The following is a 16,126-nucleotide window of genomic DNA, read 5'->3' on the forward strand; positions in this document are numbered from 1 at the left end:
GTGGTTAAAGATTGCTATGATTAGCAAAATTCGACATCACGCCGTCCCATTCCTGCGTCAGGCTTACTGGCTGTTGTCTCTGGTCATGGGATGCAGCAGATCCGCGTGTCCCATCAAGCTCTCGACCTGCTCTCCATCCACTAGCAGTTCAATGCTCTGAACCTCCAGAAACTGGAACAGCGTCTTGGTCAGCGCGCTAAGCGCAAATGCTTCCCCGCCGGCCCCAAGCTGGGCTTCCGCCGGTTTATGAATGTCCATCACGATTTGCCCGTTCTCGAACTTCAGAGACTTCAGCTCGATTTTTCCCCAAAGAGAAATAAGATCGGCGTTATTGCTGTTTTGCAGCGCTTTGAAGGCTTCGGTATATTTTTCGATATCATTCTTGTATGCGATCGTCGCCTGTGCCGGCTTCAAATCCATCATTTGAGGATCGGTGTAATATACATCGATGCTCTTGCTCTGCTTCTCCTCCGGTGGTGTACTGCCGGGAGACGGCTCGGCTGTGGTATCCGTATTCCCCGTCGTCGGCTGGGACGAAGGATCGGGTACTGCGCTGCCCGAAGGCTGCGCCGAGGCTTCTGTGTTCCCCTCTGCTCCGCTTACTACCGCCGGAGTAACGATGCCGCCCTCATTTGCCGGCGCTGCCGCCGGCTTGCCGCCGCATGCTGCCAGCAATATGAGAAGGGCCGACGCCAAACCGATTAACCCCAATTTTTTATTGAACATTTCAACGCCTCCCAGTAAAAGTCTTCAGTTTGTCTAATGCGGGTAATATATAAGAAGAGCAGACCTTCACGCAAAGCATTCTCTATCCCTTTAAGGGCAGAAACCTGTCTTTGCGGCGCCGGTCTGCCGCAGGTTGTTAACTGATTCCCAGATATTCTTTGATTCCGCTGACGATTGCCTCGGCTACCCTGTATTGCAAATCTTCCGTAAACAGGGCGGCTTCGTCTTTCTTGTTGCTGAGATAGCCGACCTCTAGCAGAATCGCCGGCATTTTCGTTTCACGGATCACATGAAAGTTTCCGTACTGCACGCCCCGGTCGCTCAGACCGGTCGCCTGGACCAAATATTTGTGCATGACTTTGGCAAAAGCCTTGCTCTCGTCCCGTTTGTAATACGTCTCCGTTCCACTGGCAACCGAGGTGCTGCTGCTGTTGGCATGGACCGAAACGAACAAATCCGCGTTCAGGTTGTTGGCAATGGCCACCCGGTCCTTTAGCTCGAGGAAAGTATCGTCGCTGCGTGTCAGCACTACGTCGATGTCCGATTCTTTTTTCAGCAGCTCCTGCGCTTTCAGGACTACCGCCAGATTAAAGTTTTTCTCATACTTTCCGGTAATCCCGATCGCTCCTGAATCCTTGGCACCATGTCCGGCGTCCAGCACGATCAATTTTTTGCCGTCTCTGCCGGGTGGAACGGTCGTATCGTTCGTGGTGCCTGTGCTTCCGGCCGCCGCCACTCCTCCGGTTGCGTTCAAATCGACAATGGCCAGCTTTGACGCCGAATCCTCTGACGTGCTGTAACCGAAATCCTTGGAATAATTCAGCTCGATGACAAAACGCACCGTATAGGGATTGCTGCTGAACAACGCATAGCGGATTTCCTTAACGTCCGGGTATCCAGTCGCATCCAGCTTCCCCTGAAGGTTGGGGTCCAGAGCCTGGCCCGAGCCGAAGGTATCGGAGAATGTTGCATTCGGAATGTCCACGACAATCCGGTTCGGATTGTCCAGTACAGAAATCTTCGGCTTCGATGAGCCGGTCATCGCAATAATCAGCTGATTGCCGCTGAAGCTGACGCCGTTAACCATCGTGAGATTGCTTGAGGAATCAGGAGGAGTTGTTACGCTGCCTGTCCCGTTTCCGGAGGAATCGCTTCCTGCGGATGAGCCGCCACTAACTGAAGCGGGCGGTGTCGTAATCGTTACTGTCTTCTCCTTGTTGTCCCAATCCACCTTTAAGCCGAACTGCTCGGAGATAAAGCGAATCGGAACCAACGAGGTATCATTCTTCAAAATAGGCGCCTCGCTGAGAGTGACGGAATTGCCGTCCACCGACGCTGTTTTTTGCCCAACCGAGAGCTTGATTACCTTTCCCTGCTGCCCGATTGTCACCGTCTTGGCACTCTGGTTCCAGTCCACCTTGTAGCCCAAGTTCTCGGCGATCATCCGAAGAGGCACCATAATCGTGCCGTTCACGTTCTCGACCGGGACGCTTTGTCCTGCGGTTAGTTCCTTGCCATCGAGGAAAATCTTGTTGCTTCCAGAAGCGGCATGTCCATATTCCGGATTGATGAGTACGAATAATAGCACCAGCAGCATAAAACTTAACTTCTTCATCCTTCACCTCTAAGAGTCTAGTATTCCGCCCCGGAACGGCGTTCTTGGTGGTATCCTTCGACGACCTTTGACATTATTTAGACGCCTGTCGACTCAAAAAGTTGCGAAAGATTTCCATCCATTCGGCACATAAAAGCGCCCTTCCCCCGTTAGCAGGCGGATTATAGACCCAAATATTCAATGATGCCCGCCGCAATTTCCCGGGCCAGCGAATTCTGAAGCTCTTCCGTGTACAGCGCCGCTTCTTCTGCCGGATTGGTCAAATAACCGGCCTCCAGCAGCACTGCGGGCATGGAGGTTTCCCTAGTCACATGCAGACTCTTGGCCCTGACTCCGTTATCTTTGAAGCCAGTCCCCTCTACCAAATGCTTGTGCATGATCCGGGCGAACGGCAGACTCTCGCTGCGGGTATAATAAGTTTCGCTGCCGTTAACCTTATTCCAGTTGGACGCAGTCGTCGGCATCGCATTGGCGTGCAGCGATACAAACACATTCGCTCCTGCTTCTTCCGCCACTTTAACGCGGTCCTGCAGTCCAAGCGTCACATCATCGCTCCGTGTAAAGATAACTGTCATCCTTCCGTCGCTTTGAAGCAAAGCCCCGGCTTTCAGGATCACCGTCAAATTAAAATCCTTCTCAACACGTCCCGCCGCGCTGATCGCTCCGGGCTGTGAACCGCCGTGCCCGGCATCCAGTACGACAACAGGTTTGCCTTCACCGCTGATGCCGCCAGCATTCCCCCCGTTCAAATCCACGGTGATCAGTCCCGTGCTGTTATCAATGTTCATCCGGTATGGTAAAACATCCGTCGTTTGAATCTCAAACCGGACGGTCGATGAATTGCTTCCGGACAACGTATAACTGACGCCGGCTATTTGCGGATATCCCGTAACATCAAGCGTACCTTGGGAAGTCTGTCCGCCGGTGGACGCTCCTCCCCCTCCCACAAAATCAGCCGCCAGCACCGCTCCCGGCAGCTCGACGACAATCCGGCGCGGGTCCAAAGCCGATATATTCGGCGTAACGCTGCCGGTGACGGCAATAATCAGCTGATTCTCGCTAAATGCCGCTCCTTTTACCTGTACTGCGGCGGCTGTTCCGGTACCCGCCTGACCCGCAGAAGCTTGCGGTACCGATGAGGCGGTACCCGTTACGATACCGGCTGCCTGTGACGCCGCAGGTGTCGGTGTCGGTGAACTGACCGCAGCAGGTGTTGCCGACGGAGATGGCGCTCCAGACGGTATTGAAGAAGGTGCTGGAGACGGTGTAACTGACGGCATAGGCGCGGAAGGTACAGAAGCAGGGTCGGAAGAATTTCCCGACAAATACACAATTTTATCGTTGTTGTCCCAGCCGACTCCAAGCCCGAATTGTTCCCCGACAAAACGGATCGGAACCAGCACCGTCCCTCCGCTTTGCTTCGGCGCCGCATTCAGGCTGAATGGAACGCCGTCCGCGTCAGCCTGTTTGCTCCCGACGAGCAGTGCAATCGCTTTAAAATCCTGACGTATGGTTACTTTTCGCGTCTTTTGCTCCCAGAGCACCTCATATCCCAGATTTTCTGAAACCACGCGAATCGGGATCATCACGCTCCCGTTGACATTTTCAAGCACAATCCCTTTAGGGAGCGCCAGCTCCCGGTTGTCCAGCACAATCTTTCCGCTGCCCGCGGCGGCGGCTTCCTGCCCCGACCAAGCGATAAATAGCATCAGGGGCAGCAGCAGCGCGAACCATTTCAGATAAGCCTTCCTCATTCTCTTCTCCCCTTACTCCCTAACTTGTGGAACAACTGCGGCAATTTCCTTGACGCGGGCGCCCGCCAAAAGTTGCATCTGAACGGGCAGCCAAAGCCGATTGGCAAGAAATCTATGTAAAACTTCTAACGAAGTATCCTCGCAATTTCCGGTGAGCCCTTCTCTATTTGCGCTGCTTCTCTTGAAAGTTCAGGAAATATAATCCTGGTAATCATAGTATTCTGTTATTATAGCAAAAAAACTTCCATTCCCGGTGTCGGAAATGGAAGTTTTGTGTAAAATTTTATGAGATTTGTACCTGATTCACGCGTAAAGCTATTTTAGGCAAAAAGACGGGCAGCATTCTTCTGCTCATAAGCCGCAATTTCGTCCTCGTGCTTAAGCGTCAGGCCGATGTCGTCCAGACCTTGAAGGAGGAACTGGCGGCGATGCTCGTCGAGATCAAATGCGAGGTTCAAACCGTTGGAGTCGCTGATCGTCTTGTTCTCAAGATCAACAGTCAGTTCATAGCCGTCGTTGGCGGCCGTCCGCTGGAACAGGTCTTCAATCTGCTCTTCCGAAAGCTTGATCGGCAGAATGCCGTTCTTGAAGCAGTTGTTGTAGAAAATATCGGCGTACGAAGAGGCCAAAATCACCTTGAAGCCGTAGTCCAGAATCGCCCAAGGCGCATGCTCTCTGGAAGAACCGCAGCCGAAGTTGGCTCTGGAGAGCAGAATGGACGCTCCCTTAAAACGGTCTTGGTTCAACGCGAACGCCGGATTATCCTTGCCCGCTTCATCAAAACGCCATTCAAAGAACAGAAACTGTCCGAATCCCGTCCGTTCGATCCGTTTGAGGAACTGCTTCGGAATAATTGCGTCCGTATCCACATTGACCCGGTCCACGGGTCCGACAATTCCGGTTAATTTCTTAAAAGCTTCCATCTATGTTACCCTCCCGATTGTTCTCGAATTCTTAAGAGCTGACGGCTTCCGTCTTGAAGTTCCAATCCCGCACGTCCGTGAACCGGCCTTTGATTGCAGCCGCTGCTGCCATGGCAGGCGATACGAGGTGTGTGCGTCCTCCGCGGCCTTGACGGCCTTCGAAGTTCCGGTTGGAAGTCGACGCGCAGCGCTCTCCAGGCTGCAGAATGTCAGGGTTCATCGCCAGACACATGCTGCATCCCGCTTCACGCCATTCAAAACCGGCTTCCGTGAAAATCTTGTCCAGACCTTCCTTCTCGGCCAAAGCCTTCACTCTTCCCGAACCCGGTACGACAATCGCCGTTACGTTCTCCGATACCTTATGGCCCTTGGCAACCTCGGCTGCCGCGCGCAAATCCTCGATCCGGCCGTTGGTACAGGAGCCGATGAAGACGTAGTCGATGGCGATTTCGGAAATCGGGGTTCCCGGCTTCAGATCCATGTATTCCAGCGCTTTTTCAGCCGCTTTGCGTTCGTTCTCGGTAGCAAAATCAGCCGGGTTAGGAACCGTAGACGTAATATCGGTACCCATACCGGGGCTTGTTCCCCAGGTTACCTGCGGAATCAGCGAGTCCACATTAAACTCGACAACGGTGTCGAATTCGGCGCCTTCGTCGGTCACAAGCTGCTTCCAAGCCTCAACGGCCTCGTCGAATGCAGCGCCTTGCGGAACGTATTGACGGCCGCGCAGGTATTCGAATGTTTTCTCGTCGGGAGCGATCATTCCCGCTCTGGCTCCGCCCTCGATGGACATGTTGCAGACGGTCATCCGCTCTTCCATCGACAGCTCTTTAATGGATTCACCCGTATATTCAATAACATAGCCTGTTGCAAAATCCGTGCCGTATTTGGCGATCAGTCCGAGGATCATGTCTTTGGCCGTTACACCAGGATTGCGTTTGCCGATAAAGCGGACTTCCATCGTCTTCGCTTTGGCTTGCTGCAAACATTGAGTAGCCATAACATGCTCGACTTCACTAGTTCCGATACCGAAAGCAAGCGCTCCGAAAGCGCCATGAGTGGAGGTGTGGCTGTCGCCGCAGACAATCGTTTTGCCGGGATGCGTCAGTCCAATTTCCGGTCCCATAACGTGAACGACCCCGTTATCAATATCCTCAAGACCGAACAGCTTTACTCCGAAATCGGCGCAGTTCTTTGTGAGCGTATCAATCTGCTGTTTGGAGATCGGGTCGGTAATGTTGAAACGGTCCGTTGTCGGAACGTTGTGGTCCATTGTCGCAAAAGTCAGCTCCGGGCGGCGAATCTTGCGTCCGCTAAGCCGAAGTCCTTCAAACGCTTGCGGCGAAGTTACCTCGTGCACCAGTTGCAAATCGATATATAGAATGCCAGGTTTGCCCTCTTCCTGATGGATAACGTGATTGTCCCAGATTTTCTCGAACATTGTCTTCTTGCCCATGATTTCACCTCGTCATAGATTCGTTCATCAGTAAGGAAAATACGATTCTCCCTTAGAATGATATAAATATAACATGAGACTGTTTATTACGCCAAGATATAATATCTATAGTACCTATAGGTTCCGATTATAAGCAGGAAAGGTTTGTCTATTTCGCAGAGATGAAATGAATAACTGCGAATACTATCTAAAATATTGAACGAGAGCAAATATGAATATAAACACTCCAGTACCTATAGAGAGTCTGTTCCTTTTTACCTTGTTATCGAGATAATTAGCCCAGCCATTGAATATCAGCGTCCCGCTTGAAGCAGCCATAAACCAAAACCTGATCGAGTCACTATCATTCCAGATAAAAAATATGCAGATAACAACAGTCAATACACTAAACATGATGCCAATAATTCTGATAACCTTCCTCAAAAGTATGTTTTAAAAATAGAACCGACAACAAAAAAGGAGCCCGCCAGGCTCCTCATAACCCTTCCTGAATACTGATTCTAGGATTTATTAAGTTGAGCGATTTCTTGACCTCATTGAACCGGTATCCGGCGATTATGCATCTTTTGGATTTTGGCGTAATATTGCTCTCAAAATACGCGACTTTGAAAGTGGGATCCAATACGACCACCTTGTCCAAATTCAAAGAGTTACTCCTGTCAACCAGAGAAAAATTATGCCCGCTATTATTCAGCACTTCGTTCCAGAATGTTAGCGTGCCAATTGTATAATAAATATTCTCCGCGGTATGCACCAACACTCTGTCGATGCTTTTGGAGTAACTGAGCATTAGGATGTCGCCGATCTCAATATTGGTTATGCCGCTCTTTCCGCCAACATCTTTAGTTACCGATAATAACGCCATAGTCTTCATCTCCGTTTATTTAAGAAGCTCTTCCGGGACATCTCCGGAATATATATACCAAGCACTTGCCGAGTCGACGGTGGTAACAGCAACAAAGCTCAATAGCGCAGCCACATGCAGCATAGCACTATGCTTCATACCTTTGACTCTTCTTCTCATTCCATTGCTCACCTCCTTTCAGGCTGGTTAAAAAGCGATAATCCTTGAATAAAAAAGGCTGCCGCAATTACAGGGGAAGCTACAATAAAATTGACGAGTACAATCAAGCATGAAATGATTTTTAGCTGCGGATAAAAGGACTTGGGGATACGGGATTGCTTTTCGATTCCGGAGGGAGCAAAGACAGCGACAAGCAGCAGGCTTGCCAAATTTAAAAGGAATACATAGGTCCTTCCCGCATTAAAGAAAGATACGGCTGTAAGCATCGCGCTTGATACCAGCACACAGGTCATCCCTGTCTTCAGATGATAGCCGCCTGAAACCTGTCTCAATAAGGGGAAAGCAATTAAAGCGATCGCGGCTCCGCGCGTATTTCCAGTGAACAACGAAACCGCTAAAGTTAATAGAATGATCAATAAGGAATTAATAATGATGCTGAGTGAAAACTTCATGACGTTAACGGAGATCGGATGATCAGGAATGGACCGTTTAATCCCTTGAGCGAGTTTTAGAGAAATAAACTCAATCACGCTTCTTTTCCTTTCTTACCGCATAATATAAAAAGAAGATAACGGCGACTGAAACGAATAAAGCATCGAAGACATTATTTCTTCTTTCCAGCAAGAAAATAGTGAGGGCCAAAGCGCAGCCGATAACCCCATATAAAGCGAGCGTCTCCCGCTTCAAGCGAAGTTTTTCAAATTCGAAAGTAAAACCGCCCCCGAATACGTAAAAAACCCTGGAGCCGGCAATACCGAGGATGCTGCTTAACGTCTGCAGAAAGTAACCTTTTTCCGGATGAAGCTGCATCTCTGAGACTGACAGAACACCAAAAGAAAATTGCACAATGAGCACCTGCAGCAGCACATACAAAAAATATCCGGTTACCGAGATAATCCCGGACCACAACAGCGGGATCTTTATGACTGTCGCCAGCAGCAAAGTATACAGCAATATGTTGATCAGCGGCACAAATGCAGGCGTTTGTAAGTCCTCTCTTAAATAGAAGCTTTGTAAGTCCATCAGAAGAATCAGAAACAACGCTTGAAAAAAGAATTCAGAGGGGTGCATTCTAAATAGATACATCATAATAAAGTAAATCGCCACAAATTCCAAAGTTGAAAAAAACACAAAAGCTAAAGGCTCAAGTGACCAAGACAATACCAACACCGCCTGAATTGATTTTCACTGGACTAATTATATATCTTATTTCGTATTGACGTATACTACGATTGTACTATATCAGACAATTCTAGAGTAGACCGTCTCTACTGTTTAGGCAAGGTAATTTCGTATTCAAACTATGTTTCTATTATACCGAACAAATGTTCTGAAATCAATACAGTCCATCTACAAAACTTGCGCAAAAAATAATATAGCCCCGTCTCCTTTTATAGGTTATTCTTATAAGATGATGATTCTAAAAGGAGACCGCAAGCATGGAACTCAGACAACTTCTTTATGTACTGCAAATCGCAAATGAACGGAATTTTTCACGGGCCGCCGAGAAGCTGCATATCGCCCAGCCCTCGCTGAGCCAACAGCTGTCCAAGCTGGAGAAAGAGCTCGGGGTGATGCTGTTCCAGCGGAACACCAGCGCCGTCGAACTCACTCATGCGGGAACGAAATTTGTGGAGCAGGCGCAGATTATTATCGATGCCGTGGAGCTGCTTCGCCAGGAAATGACCGATATCTCGGAGCTTCGGACCGGCCGTGTCGTAGTCGGCAGCATGCCGATTACTGGAGCTCACCTATTACCCCACGTGCTGCCCGTCTTCAAGCGGAAATATCCGGAGATTGAAATCACCCTGCTGGAGGATTCCTCGATGAATCTGGAAAAACTGACCGCAAGCGGCCAGACGGATCTCAGCCTCCTGTCGCTCCCGCTGGAAATATCCGCGCTGGCCTACGAAATTCTTGGCGAGGAGCGTATCGATCTTGCGGTTCCGCCGGAGCATCCTCTGGCCAAGCGAGCGTCCACCGGAAGGAGAACATCTCTTGAGGAACTGAAACAGGAATCGTTTATCGTCCTGAAAGAAGGACAGGGCTTCCGGAAAATGACGGTAGACCTGTGCCGTCAGGCAGGCTTCGAGCCGTCGGTTGTCTTTGAGAGCAACAACATGGAGACCGTACAATCCCTCGTTGCCGCTGGCATGGGTGTGACCCTGGTTCCACGCTTTATTTCCCGCGCTCCCCGCAGTGAGTTTGTGCCCGTCTATCTCCCTCTGGCCGATCCGGTCCCAAGCCGGACGCTGGTGGTCGCCTACCGCAAGGGACGTTATTTGTCCAAGGCGGCCGAAGCTTTTATCGATACGTTCCAGACGACGGTAGCTGAACTCGCGCAGGAATGACATCAGAGAGGCTTCAAAACAGATTACTGCGGCAAAAAGCCGTTCATCACTGCTAAATGATGAGCGGCTTTGATTACTTTACAGTTGACCTTAGTTCTGGTATTTACGGAAATTCCGCTCAGAAATGAAATGGTTCTGAGTATCAGGCACATGCGAGGTATCTTCGTCAACCTGTCCTCTTGAATGGGGGCTTCCGGTCTCTTCCTCGATAAATTCGCGCATAGTCTGCCGCTGCTCCTCCAGCGCCTCTTTTCTTTCTTCAAGCTTCCGCAGGTCATCTTTATTCAATGGTTCCACCTCCTGGTCACGGATTAGAATTATTTTGCCCGCTTGCCCGAATGATAAACATTTTTTCATAAACCGGACTTATTCCATAGGCAATAGGTGGAACTCTCTTGGCAAACTTGGCTCTACATGGTATTCTAAATGACAAATAAGAGAAACGTGCAGACGGGACCAGTACGAACAGGTCTACCGCGCCAGAGAGTAAATTCCAACCGGCTGAAAGAATTTACCGCGGTTAGCGTTCCGAATCCTACCCCCGAACGGCCTGCCACGCAGGACGATTCCCTCTCGTTACGAGGCTAAAGTCGGATGATCCCTCATCAATGAAGGTGGTACCGCGGAAGTGAACCCAAGCTTTCGTCCTTTGCTCAGTCTTAGGATGGGGCTTTTTTTATTGTTCAATATGGATAAATAGGAAGTGAAAGGCAATGTCAACACGATTAGTCGTCAAAATCGGCAGCAGCTCTCTGACCGCGGCCGAGGGCGGCCTGAACCGCGATGCGGTCGCTTTTTTCGCCTCTGAAATCGCCGATTTGAGGCGGAGCGGCTGTGAAGTGCTGCTTGTAACCTCCGGGGCGGTAGCCGCTGGCTTCCGCAGCATCGGATATCCGGCGCGTCCCAAGCTGCTGCATGAGAAGCAGGCCGCCGCAGCTGTAGGGCAGGCGCTCTTGATGCAGGCCTATCAGGAAGCCTTCGCCGCGCACGGACTGACCGCTGCCCAGATTCTGCTGACCCGTACGGATTTCCGCAGCCGCCGCGCAATGAACAACGCCGTCATGACTGTGGAAGAGCTGCTGAGGCAGGGCGTCATTCCGATATTCAATGAAAATGACACCGTGTCCGTCGATGAGCTGAAATTCGGCGACAACGATATGCTGTCCGCGCTGGTCGCAAATCTCCTAAAAGCCTCGCGGCTGCTTGTGCTTACCGATATCGACGGCCTATACAGCGGCAATCCGCGCACCAACCCGGACGCTGTCCGCTACAGGCTGGTTGAGGATATCACGCCGGAAATCTACGCGATTGCCGGTGGAGCCGGATCAGCCGTCGGCACGGGCGGCATGCGTTCCAAGATCGACGCCGCCAAGATCGCCACCCGCGGAGGTGTGCCCGTCTTTGTGGGACGGGTTACCGAGCCCAGCGATTTGCGGCTGGCGGCGCAGGGTGAAGGCAAAGGAACATATTTTGCCACAACGCTGTCCTCTCTGCCTGTCAAGAAGCAGTGGCTGGGCTTCATGTCCACCCCGCTCGGCTCCATTATTGTCGATGCCGGAGCGGAAGATGCGCTGGTCCACGGCGGCCACAGTCTGCTGCCCGTCGGCGTCAAAGAGGTGCAGGGCAGCTTCCATGCCGGAGATGTAGTCGAGGTGCTCGGTCTCGATGGAAATCTGCTCGGGAGAGGCATTGTGAATTACGACGACGCGCAGCTGCTCAGCATTCGCGGCCTGCCCAGCGGAGAAGTCATGCGCCGGCTTGGAGAAGAAGTGCACCGGCTTGAAGTCATTCACAGGGATGAATGGATTACGCTCAAATAAACGAACCTACATTGAAGCCCGATAAGGAGGAACGATCATGAGTGAAGTTGCAAGCAAAGCGGCTTTGGCCAAAGGCGCGTCAGGAGCGCTCGGCCGGCTGACCACGGGGCAGAAGAACGAAGCGCTGCTGGTGATGGCGGATGCGCTGCAGCGGGAAGCCGCGTCGATTATATCAGCGAACGCCGAGGATCTGGAACGCGGCAGACAAGGCGGAACACCGGAATCCATGCTCGACCGCCTGGCGCTGAATACCGATCGGATAGGCGCCATAGCCGAAGGGCTTCGGCAGATTGCCTCCCTTCCCGACCCTGTCGGAAATATCCTGGAGACACTGGAGCGCCCGAACGGACTTATTATTGAAAAAATCCGCGTGCCGCTCGGCGTCATCGGCATTATCTACGAAGCCCGCCCCAATGTTACAGTCGACGCAGCAGGCTTGTGCCTGAAGACGGGCAACGCCGTCGTGCTTCGAGGCGGTTCGGCCGCACTCTCATCAAATCGCAAAATCGTCGAAGTGCTGCACGCAGCCTTGGCGGAGACGAGCCTTCCTGCACAGGCCCTTCAGCTTATCGAAGACCCGAACCGTTCGTCCGTCGATGAAATGCTAAAGCTGAACGGTCTGCTGGATGTGATCATACCGCGCGGAGGCAGCTCGCTTATACAGAATGTCGTAAAGAATGCTACCGTCCCTGTCATTGAGACGGGCGCAGGCATCTGCCATACTTATCTGGATGCCAGCGCGATTCCGGAAATGGCTGAATCGATCAGCCTGAACGCCAAGGCGCAGCGGCCTTCCGTCTGCAATTCGATGGAGACCTTGCTGGTTCACAGCAGCTTCGCCGCGGAGCACTTGACCAAGCTTGGAGAAGCTTTCCGCAGCGCCAACGTGGAGCTTCGCGGATGCGAGCGGACGCGGGAGCTCATTACGTGGGCCCTCCCGGTCACCGAAGAAAATTACGCTACAGAATACAACGATTATATTCTCAATATTAAAGTGGTTGACGGAATTGACCAGGCGCTGGAGCATATCGCCCAGTACGGAACGAAGCATTCCGAATCCATCATCACGGAGGACGAAGAGAACGCAGAGCGCTTCCAGGAAGAAGTCGACGCCGCGGCCGTCTACCATAATGCATCTACCCGTTTTACCGACGGATTCGAATTCGGATTTGGCGCGGAGATTGGCATCAGCACCCAGAAGCTGCATGCCCGCGGACCGATGGGTCTGCCGGCGCTGACTTCCACCAAATTTAAAATTTATGGCAACGGACAAATCCGGAGCTAAACCCATATCCGGCAAGGAGGATCAAGACAATGTGTCAACAAACCGCTAAGCCTTTGATTAACGACAAGATCGTCTTTCACGGCGCCGGCTCCATGGCGGAAGCTATCGTGCGCGGACTGATCGCACGCTCCGTTATCTATGCCGACAACATCATTATGCTTAACCGCAGCAGCAATGAGCGGCTGGCTGAGCTGCGTTCCCGGTACGGGGTTATCGGAAGTAATGATCCCGGACAAAAAGAGGAATATTTGCGCACATCCCCGGTTATTGTGCTGGCGATGAAGCCCAAGGATGCGGCAGCGGCACTGCGCAGTCTCGGACCGAACCTTCAGGACGGGCAGCTGATTATTTCCGTTATTGCCGGCCTCTCCATCAGAACAATCCAGGGTCTTATCGGTAAAAAACAGCCGGTTGTCCGGACCATGCCGAACACCTCAAGCTCGATCGGCCTCGGCGCTACGGGCATCTCCTTCTCGAAAGAAGTATCCGATGAGCAGCGGCGGCTGTCGCTCAATATCTTCGAAGCGATCGGCCTTACTTCCGTTATTGAAGAAGAACGTATGGAGATATTGACCGGCATATCCGGCAGCGGTCCTGCCTATATCTATTACATGATGGAAGCGATGATCGCCAGCGGTATCCGCGGCGGACTGTCTAAGGAACAGAGCGCTGAACTGACGGTTCAGACGGTGCTCGGCGCGGCCCGTATGGTACAGCAGACCGGTGAAGAACCGGCAGCCCTTCGCAAGAAGGTCACCTCTCCGGGGGGCTCTACCCAAGCAGCACTCGAAGTGCTCGACAAAGGCGATTTCTTCGAAACCGTCATTGCGGCGGTATCCCGCTGCGCCGAGCGTTCGCGTGAGATGGGAGCAGCGCTGGAAGCCGAACTGTCCGCAGAGACCGAAAAAGAACGGTAAACGCAAGGCTCTGACTCCCAACAAGAAGCCTAAAATTGCACTTCATTCAGTTTTACTCATAAATAACTGCAAAAACCGCAGCCCCAAGACCGAATGTCTTGATGCTGCGGTTTTTATTTTTCATGATACTCCGTATTTTTAGCTGCTTGTCTAGCTTCCCCCGCGGAACCGCTGGGAGTAGGCCTTGACGTCTTGAGCGTTCTTTACTCGGTTGCGGCTCCACTCCAGCAGAATCCGGTCGATATAACGAAAATATACTTTTCCGGCGAACACGGACTCCTTCAGAGCGAGCAGAATCAGCTCTTCGGGGTAACGGTCTTGATCCAGCCAGCCGGAGATCGTCTCGCATTCCATTGGAGAAAGCGGACGGCCGAACTCCTTCTCAAATACAACAAAGAGACTGGGGCGATCTTCTTCAGCAGGAACGATGCCGGATGGCATTTTCCTGCCCTTCTCTGCTCCCGATGACCGGGTGTCAGACTGGAACGAGGGGCTGCCTGCCTTTGGTGCCGCAGAACTTCGCTGGGAAGACAGATAACTCCCAAGCTTATCGTACAGCCCCGAAAAGTCATATCGTTCGTAATGAAGCCCCTTACCATCGTCGCTGCCCGCTTCAATCTTCAAGAATCCTTCCTTGATCAGCTTTTGCAGTTCTCCTGCAATGACGGACGCGCTGCGCCCGGTTACAGCCTGAAGCTCCTCCAGTGAAGGAAAATCCTTGCCTTCAACCTGGCGGAAAGAGAGCAGATGAATGAGCAGCATGGTCTCGCTGCCGGTCAAATCAAGCTTGCGGTAAGCGGTGAGAAGGGCATAAGGAATGACGGCCATCCCGCTCTGCAGCCCGAAGGACAGGCCTTCGCTCCAGCTCGTTTTTTCTTTGCCGTCCATAAGCGCCTCCTCTTATTTTTAAGGATAAAGCCGGTACAGCATGCGTGGAAATGGAATCGTCTCGCGGACATGATCCAGTCCGCAAATCCAGGCTACCGTCCGTTCCAGACCGAGGCCGAAGCCGGAATGCGGAACGGAGCCGTATGTGCGCAGATCCATATACCACTTGTACGTATCCAGCGAAAGCTCATGCTCCTTGAAGCGTTCTTCAAGCAGCGCCGGGTCGTCAATCCGCTGCGATCCGCCGATGATTTCCCCATAGCCCTCCGGTGCGATCATATCCGCGCACAGCACGACCTCCGGACGATTCGGATCGGGCTTCATATAGAATGCCTTGATGCCGGCCGGGTAATGGGTAATGAATACCGGCTTGTCGTATTCTTCGGCAATCGCCGTTTCATGCGGCGCGCCGAAATCCTCGCCCCAAGGGATGTCGAAGCCATTATCGTTAAGGAATTTAATGGCGTCATCATACGTGATGCGCGGGAAGGGCGCCTTGATATTTTCCAGCTTGGAAATATCGCGGCCTACCGCCTCCAGCTCTGACCGGCAGTTCTTCAGTACAGACTGTACGACATGGGTGATGAACTCCTCCTGCACACGCAGACTTTCCTCATGCTCCGTGAACGCCATTTCCGGTTCGATCATCCAGAACTCGATCAGATGCCGGCGGGTTTTGGATTTCTCCGCCCGGAAAGTCGGCCCGAACGAGTATACACGACCTAGCGCCATCGCAGCGGCTTCCATATAGAGCTGTCCGCTTTGGGTCAAATAAGCGTCCTCGTCAAAGTACTTGGTGTGGAACAGATTGGTCGTGCCTTCCGCTGAAGTCGGTGTAAGAATCGGAGGGTCAACGAGCGTAAAGCCGTTAATGTCGAAATATTCTTGGATGGCCCGGATAATCTCCGCACGGATGACAAGAATCGCCCGCTGCTTCGAAGAACGGAGCCACAGATGCCGGTGATCCATCAAAAAGTCTACCCCGTGCTCCTTCGGTGTTATCGGATAATTCTCAGTCAGATGCAGAACTTCAATTCCGGTCACCGTCATCTCATATCCCGATTGGCTGCGCGGCTCCTCACGGATAACTCCAGTGACGTATAGGGAGCTTTCCTGGGTCAGACTTTTGGCGGCATCCCAGACTTCCTCCGCCACTTCCGATTTAACGACTACTCCCTGAATATAACCAGTGCCGTCCCGCAGCTGCAGGAACTGAATCTTGCCGCTGGAACGTTTGTTGTTCACCCAGCAGCCAATGACGACGCTTTCTCCGACATGATCTTTTACGCCCTTGATAACAGTTTTGTTGGCCATGCCCACAATCTCTCCTCTTTAGAAGTACGGTTAAAGGTCCGACAGCCAAAGGC

The 16,126-nt window shown here is 52.0% G+C and carries 16 protein-coding genes; 4 read left to right on the forward strand and 12 right to left on the reverse strand.

Translation table 11 applies throughout. The features are described from left to right. Window positions 1-63: 63 nt before the first annotated feature. The 9 genes from G5B47_RS03265 to G5B47_RS03305 all read right to left on the reverse strand — a co-directional run bounded on the left by G5B47_RS03265 (window position 64) and on the right by G5B47_RS03305 (window position 8,659). On the reverse strand, window positions 64-726 hold the full coding sequence (locus G5B47_RS03265) for a GerMN domain-containing protein (protein ID WP_165094287.1): 663 nt from the start codon (window positions 724-726) through the stop codon (window positions 64-66). A 136-nt stretch (window positions 727-862) separates the two neighbouring features. Beyond that, window positions 863-2,341, reverse strand: a complete 1,479-nt coding sequence (locus G5B47_RS03270) for an N-acetylmuramoyl-L-alanine amidase family protein (protein ID WP_165094290.1) — start codon at window positions 2,339-2,341, stop codon at window positions 863-865. 161 nt (window positions 2,342-2,502) lie between these two features. Next, window positions 2,503-4,095 carry an N-acetylmuramoyl-L-alanine amidase gene (locus G5B47_RS03275; RefSeq protein ID WP_165094292.1) on the reverse strand — a complete coding sequence of 531 codons (1,593 nt, stop codon included), beginning with the start codon at window positions 4,093-4,095 and terminating at the stop codon, window positions 2,503-2,505. Window positions 4,096-4,415: 320 nt separating this feature from the next. Then, window positions 4,416-5,018 (reverse strand): 3-isopropylmalate dehydratase small subunit, encoded by a 603-nt coding sequence (gene leuD, locus G5B47_RS03280; protein WP_165094294.1) that lies wholly within the window; start codon window positions 5,016-5,018, stop codon window positions 4,416-4,418. A 31-nt stretch (window positions 5,019-5,049) separates the two neighbouring features. Next, on the reverse strand, window positions 5,050-6,474 hold the full coding sequence (leuC, locus tag G5B47_RS03285) for a 3-isopropylmalate dehydratase large subunit (protein ID WP_165094297.1): 1,425 nt from the start codon (window positions 6,472-6,474) through the stop codon (window positions 5,050-5,052). 475 nt (window positions 6,475-6,949) lie between these two features. Continuing rightward, complete coding sequence (locus G5B47_RS03290) at window positions 6,950-7,339, reverse strand: LytTR family transcriptional regulator DNA-binding domain-containing protein (RefSeq protein ID WP_165094299.1); 390 nt, start codon at window positions 7,337-7,339, stop codon at window positions 6,950-6,952. A gap of 15 nt (window positions 7,340-7,354) precedes the next feature. Then, window positions 7,355-7,498: a cyclic lactone autoinducer peptide gene (locus tag G5B47_RS03295; RefSeq protein ID WP_084266536.1), complete on the reverse strand. Its 144-nt coding sequence runs from the start codon at window positions 7,496-7,498 to the stop codon at window positions 7,355-7,357. Between the two features lie 8 nt (window positions 7,499-7,506). After that, a complete protein-coding gene (locus tag G5B47_RS03300; RefSeq protein WP_165094302.1) occupies window positions 7,507-8,028 on the reverse strand; it encodes an accessory gene regulator B family protein in 522 nt (173 codons plus the stop codon). After that, the gene (locus G5B47_RS03305) at window positions 8,021-8,659 is read right to left on the reverse strand and encodes a hypothetical protein (RefSeq protein ID WP_165094305.1); all 639 of its coding nucleotides are present in this window, start codon (window positions 8,657-8,659) and stop codon (window positions 8,021-8,023) included. Before G5B47_RS03305 ends, G5B47_RS03300 begins: the two co-directional genes overlap by 8 nt. 278 nt (window positions 8,660-8,937) lie before the next feature. On the opposite strand from G5B47_RS03305, the gene G5B47_RS03310 reads away from it, so the two are divergent. Beyond that, on the forward strand, window positions 8,938-9,849 hold the full coding sequence (locus G5B47_RS03310) for a LysR family transcriptional regulator (protein ID WP_165094308.1): 912 nt from the start codon (window positions 8,938-8,940) through the stop codon (window positions 9,847-9,849). Between the two features lie 90 nt (window positions 9,850-9,939). On the opposite strand, the gene G5B47_RS03315 is transcribed toward G5B47_RS03310, so the two are convergent. Continuing rightward, on the reverse strand, window positions 9,940-10,137 hold the full coding sequence (locus tag G5B47_RS03315) for a hypothetical protein (RefSeq protein ID WP_165094310.1): 198 nt from the start codon (window positions 10,135-10,137) through the stop codon (window positions 9,940-9,942). 425 nt (window positions 10,138-10,562) lie between these two features. Here G5B47_RS03315 and proB point away from each other — a divergent pair, with 425 nt between their 5' ends. The 3 genes from proB to proC are packed head-to-tail and all read left to right on the forward strand — an operon-like array spanning window position 10,563 to window position 13,871. Beyond that, entirely contained in the window at window positions 10,563-11,669 is a 1,107-nt protein-coding gene (gene proB / locus G5B47_RS03320; RefSeq protein ID WP_165094313.1) for a glutamate 5-kinase, read from the forward strand. Between the two features lie 37 nt (window positions 11,670-11,706). Then, window positions 11,707-12,954, forward strand: a complete 1,248-nt coding sequence (locus G5B47_RS03325; RefSeq protein WP_165094315.1) for a glutamate-5-semialdehyde dehydrogenase — start codon at window positions 11,707-11,709, stop codon at window positions 12,952-12,954. Between the two features lie 29 nt (window positions 12,955-12,983). Beyond that, entirely contained in the window at window positions 12,984-13,871 is an 888-nt protein-coding gene (gene proC, locus G5B47_RS03330; RefSeq protein WP_025335532.1) for a pyrroline-5-carboxylate reductase, read from the forward strand. Between the two features lie 150 nt (window positions 13,872-14,021). On the opposite strand, the gene G5B47_RS03335 is transcribed toward proC, so the two are convergent. Together G5B47_RS03335 and asnS are read right to left on the reverse strand one after the other, a co-directional pair. After that, window positions 14,022-14,759, reverse strand: a complete 738-nt coding sequence (locus G5B47_RS03335; RefSeq protein WP_165094318.1) for a DnaD domain protein — start codon at window positions 14,757-14,759, stop codon at window positions 14,022-14,024. An 18-nt stretch (window positions 14,760-14,777) separates the two neighbouring features. Continuing rightward, window positions 14,778-16,073 carry an asparagine--tRNA ligase gene (gene asnS / locus G5B47_RS03340; RefSeq protein WP_165094321.1) on the reverse strand — a complete coding sequence of 432 codons (1,296 nt, stop codon included), beginning with the start codon at window positions 16,071-16,073 and terminating at the stop codon, window positions 14,778-14,780. Window positions 16,074-16,126: the final 53 nt, after the last annotated feature.

Source organism: Paenibacillus apii (genome assembly GCF_011043685.1).
Taxonomy (GTDB): domain Bacteria; phylum Bacillota; class Bacilli; order Paenibacillales; family Paenibacillaceae; genus Paenibacillus_AQ; species Paenibacillus_AQ sabinae.

Bases quoted from the DNA above. Each gene is read 5' to 3' on its own strand.
- G5B47_RS03265 (WP_165094287.1), bottom strand. From the start codon at position 726: ATGTTCAATAAAAAATTGGGGTTAATCGGTTTGGCGTCGGCCCTTCTC.
- G5B47_RS03270 (WP_165094290.1), bottom strand. From the start codon at position 2,341: ATGAAGAAGTTAAGTTTTATGCTGCTGGTGCTATTATTCGTACTCATC.
- G5B47_RS03275 (WP_165094292.1), bottom strand. From the start codon at position 4,095: ATGAGGAAGGCTTATCTGAAATGGTTCGCGCTGCTGCTGCCCCTGATG.
- leuD (WP_165094294.1), bottom strand. From the start codon at position 5,018: ATGGAAGCTTTTAAGAAATTAACCGGAATTGTCGGACCCGTGGACCGG.
- leuC (WP_165094297.1), bottom strand. From the start codon at position 6,474: ATGGGCAAGAAGACAATGTTCGAGAAAATCTGGGACAATCACGTTATC.
- G5B47_RS03290 (WP_165094299.1), bottom strand. From the start codon at position 7,339: ATGGCGTTATTATCGGTAACTAAAGATGTTGGCGGAAAGAGCGGCATA.
- G5B47_RS03295 (WP_084266536.1), bottom strand. From the start codon at position 7,498: ATGAGAAGAAGAGTCAAAGGTATGAAGCATAGTGCTATGCTGCATGTG.
- G5B47_RS03310 (WP_165094308.1), top strand. From the start codon at position 8,938: ATGGAACTCAGACAACTTCTTTATGTACTGCAAATCGCAAATGAACGG.
- proB (WP_165094313.1), top strand. From the start codon at position 10,563: ATGTCAACACGATTAGTCGTCAAAATCGGCAGCAGCTCTCTGACCGCG.
- G5B47_RS03325 (WP_165094315.1), top strand. From the start codon at position 11,707: ATGAGTGAAGTTGCAAGCAAAGCGGCTTTGGCCAAAGGCGCGTCAGGA.
- proC (WP_025335532.1), top strand. From the start codon at position 12,984: ATGTGTCAACAAACCGCTAAGCCTTTGATTAACGACAAGATCGTCTTT.
- G5B47_RS03335 (WP_165094318.1), bottom strand. From the start codon at position 14,759: ATGGACGGCAAAGAAAAAACGAGCTGGAGCGAAGGCCTGTCCTTCGGG.
- asnS (WP_165094321.1), bottom strand. From the start codon at position 16,073: ATGGCCAACAAAACTGTTATCAAGGGCGTAAAAGATCATGTCGGAGAA.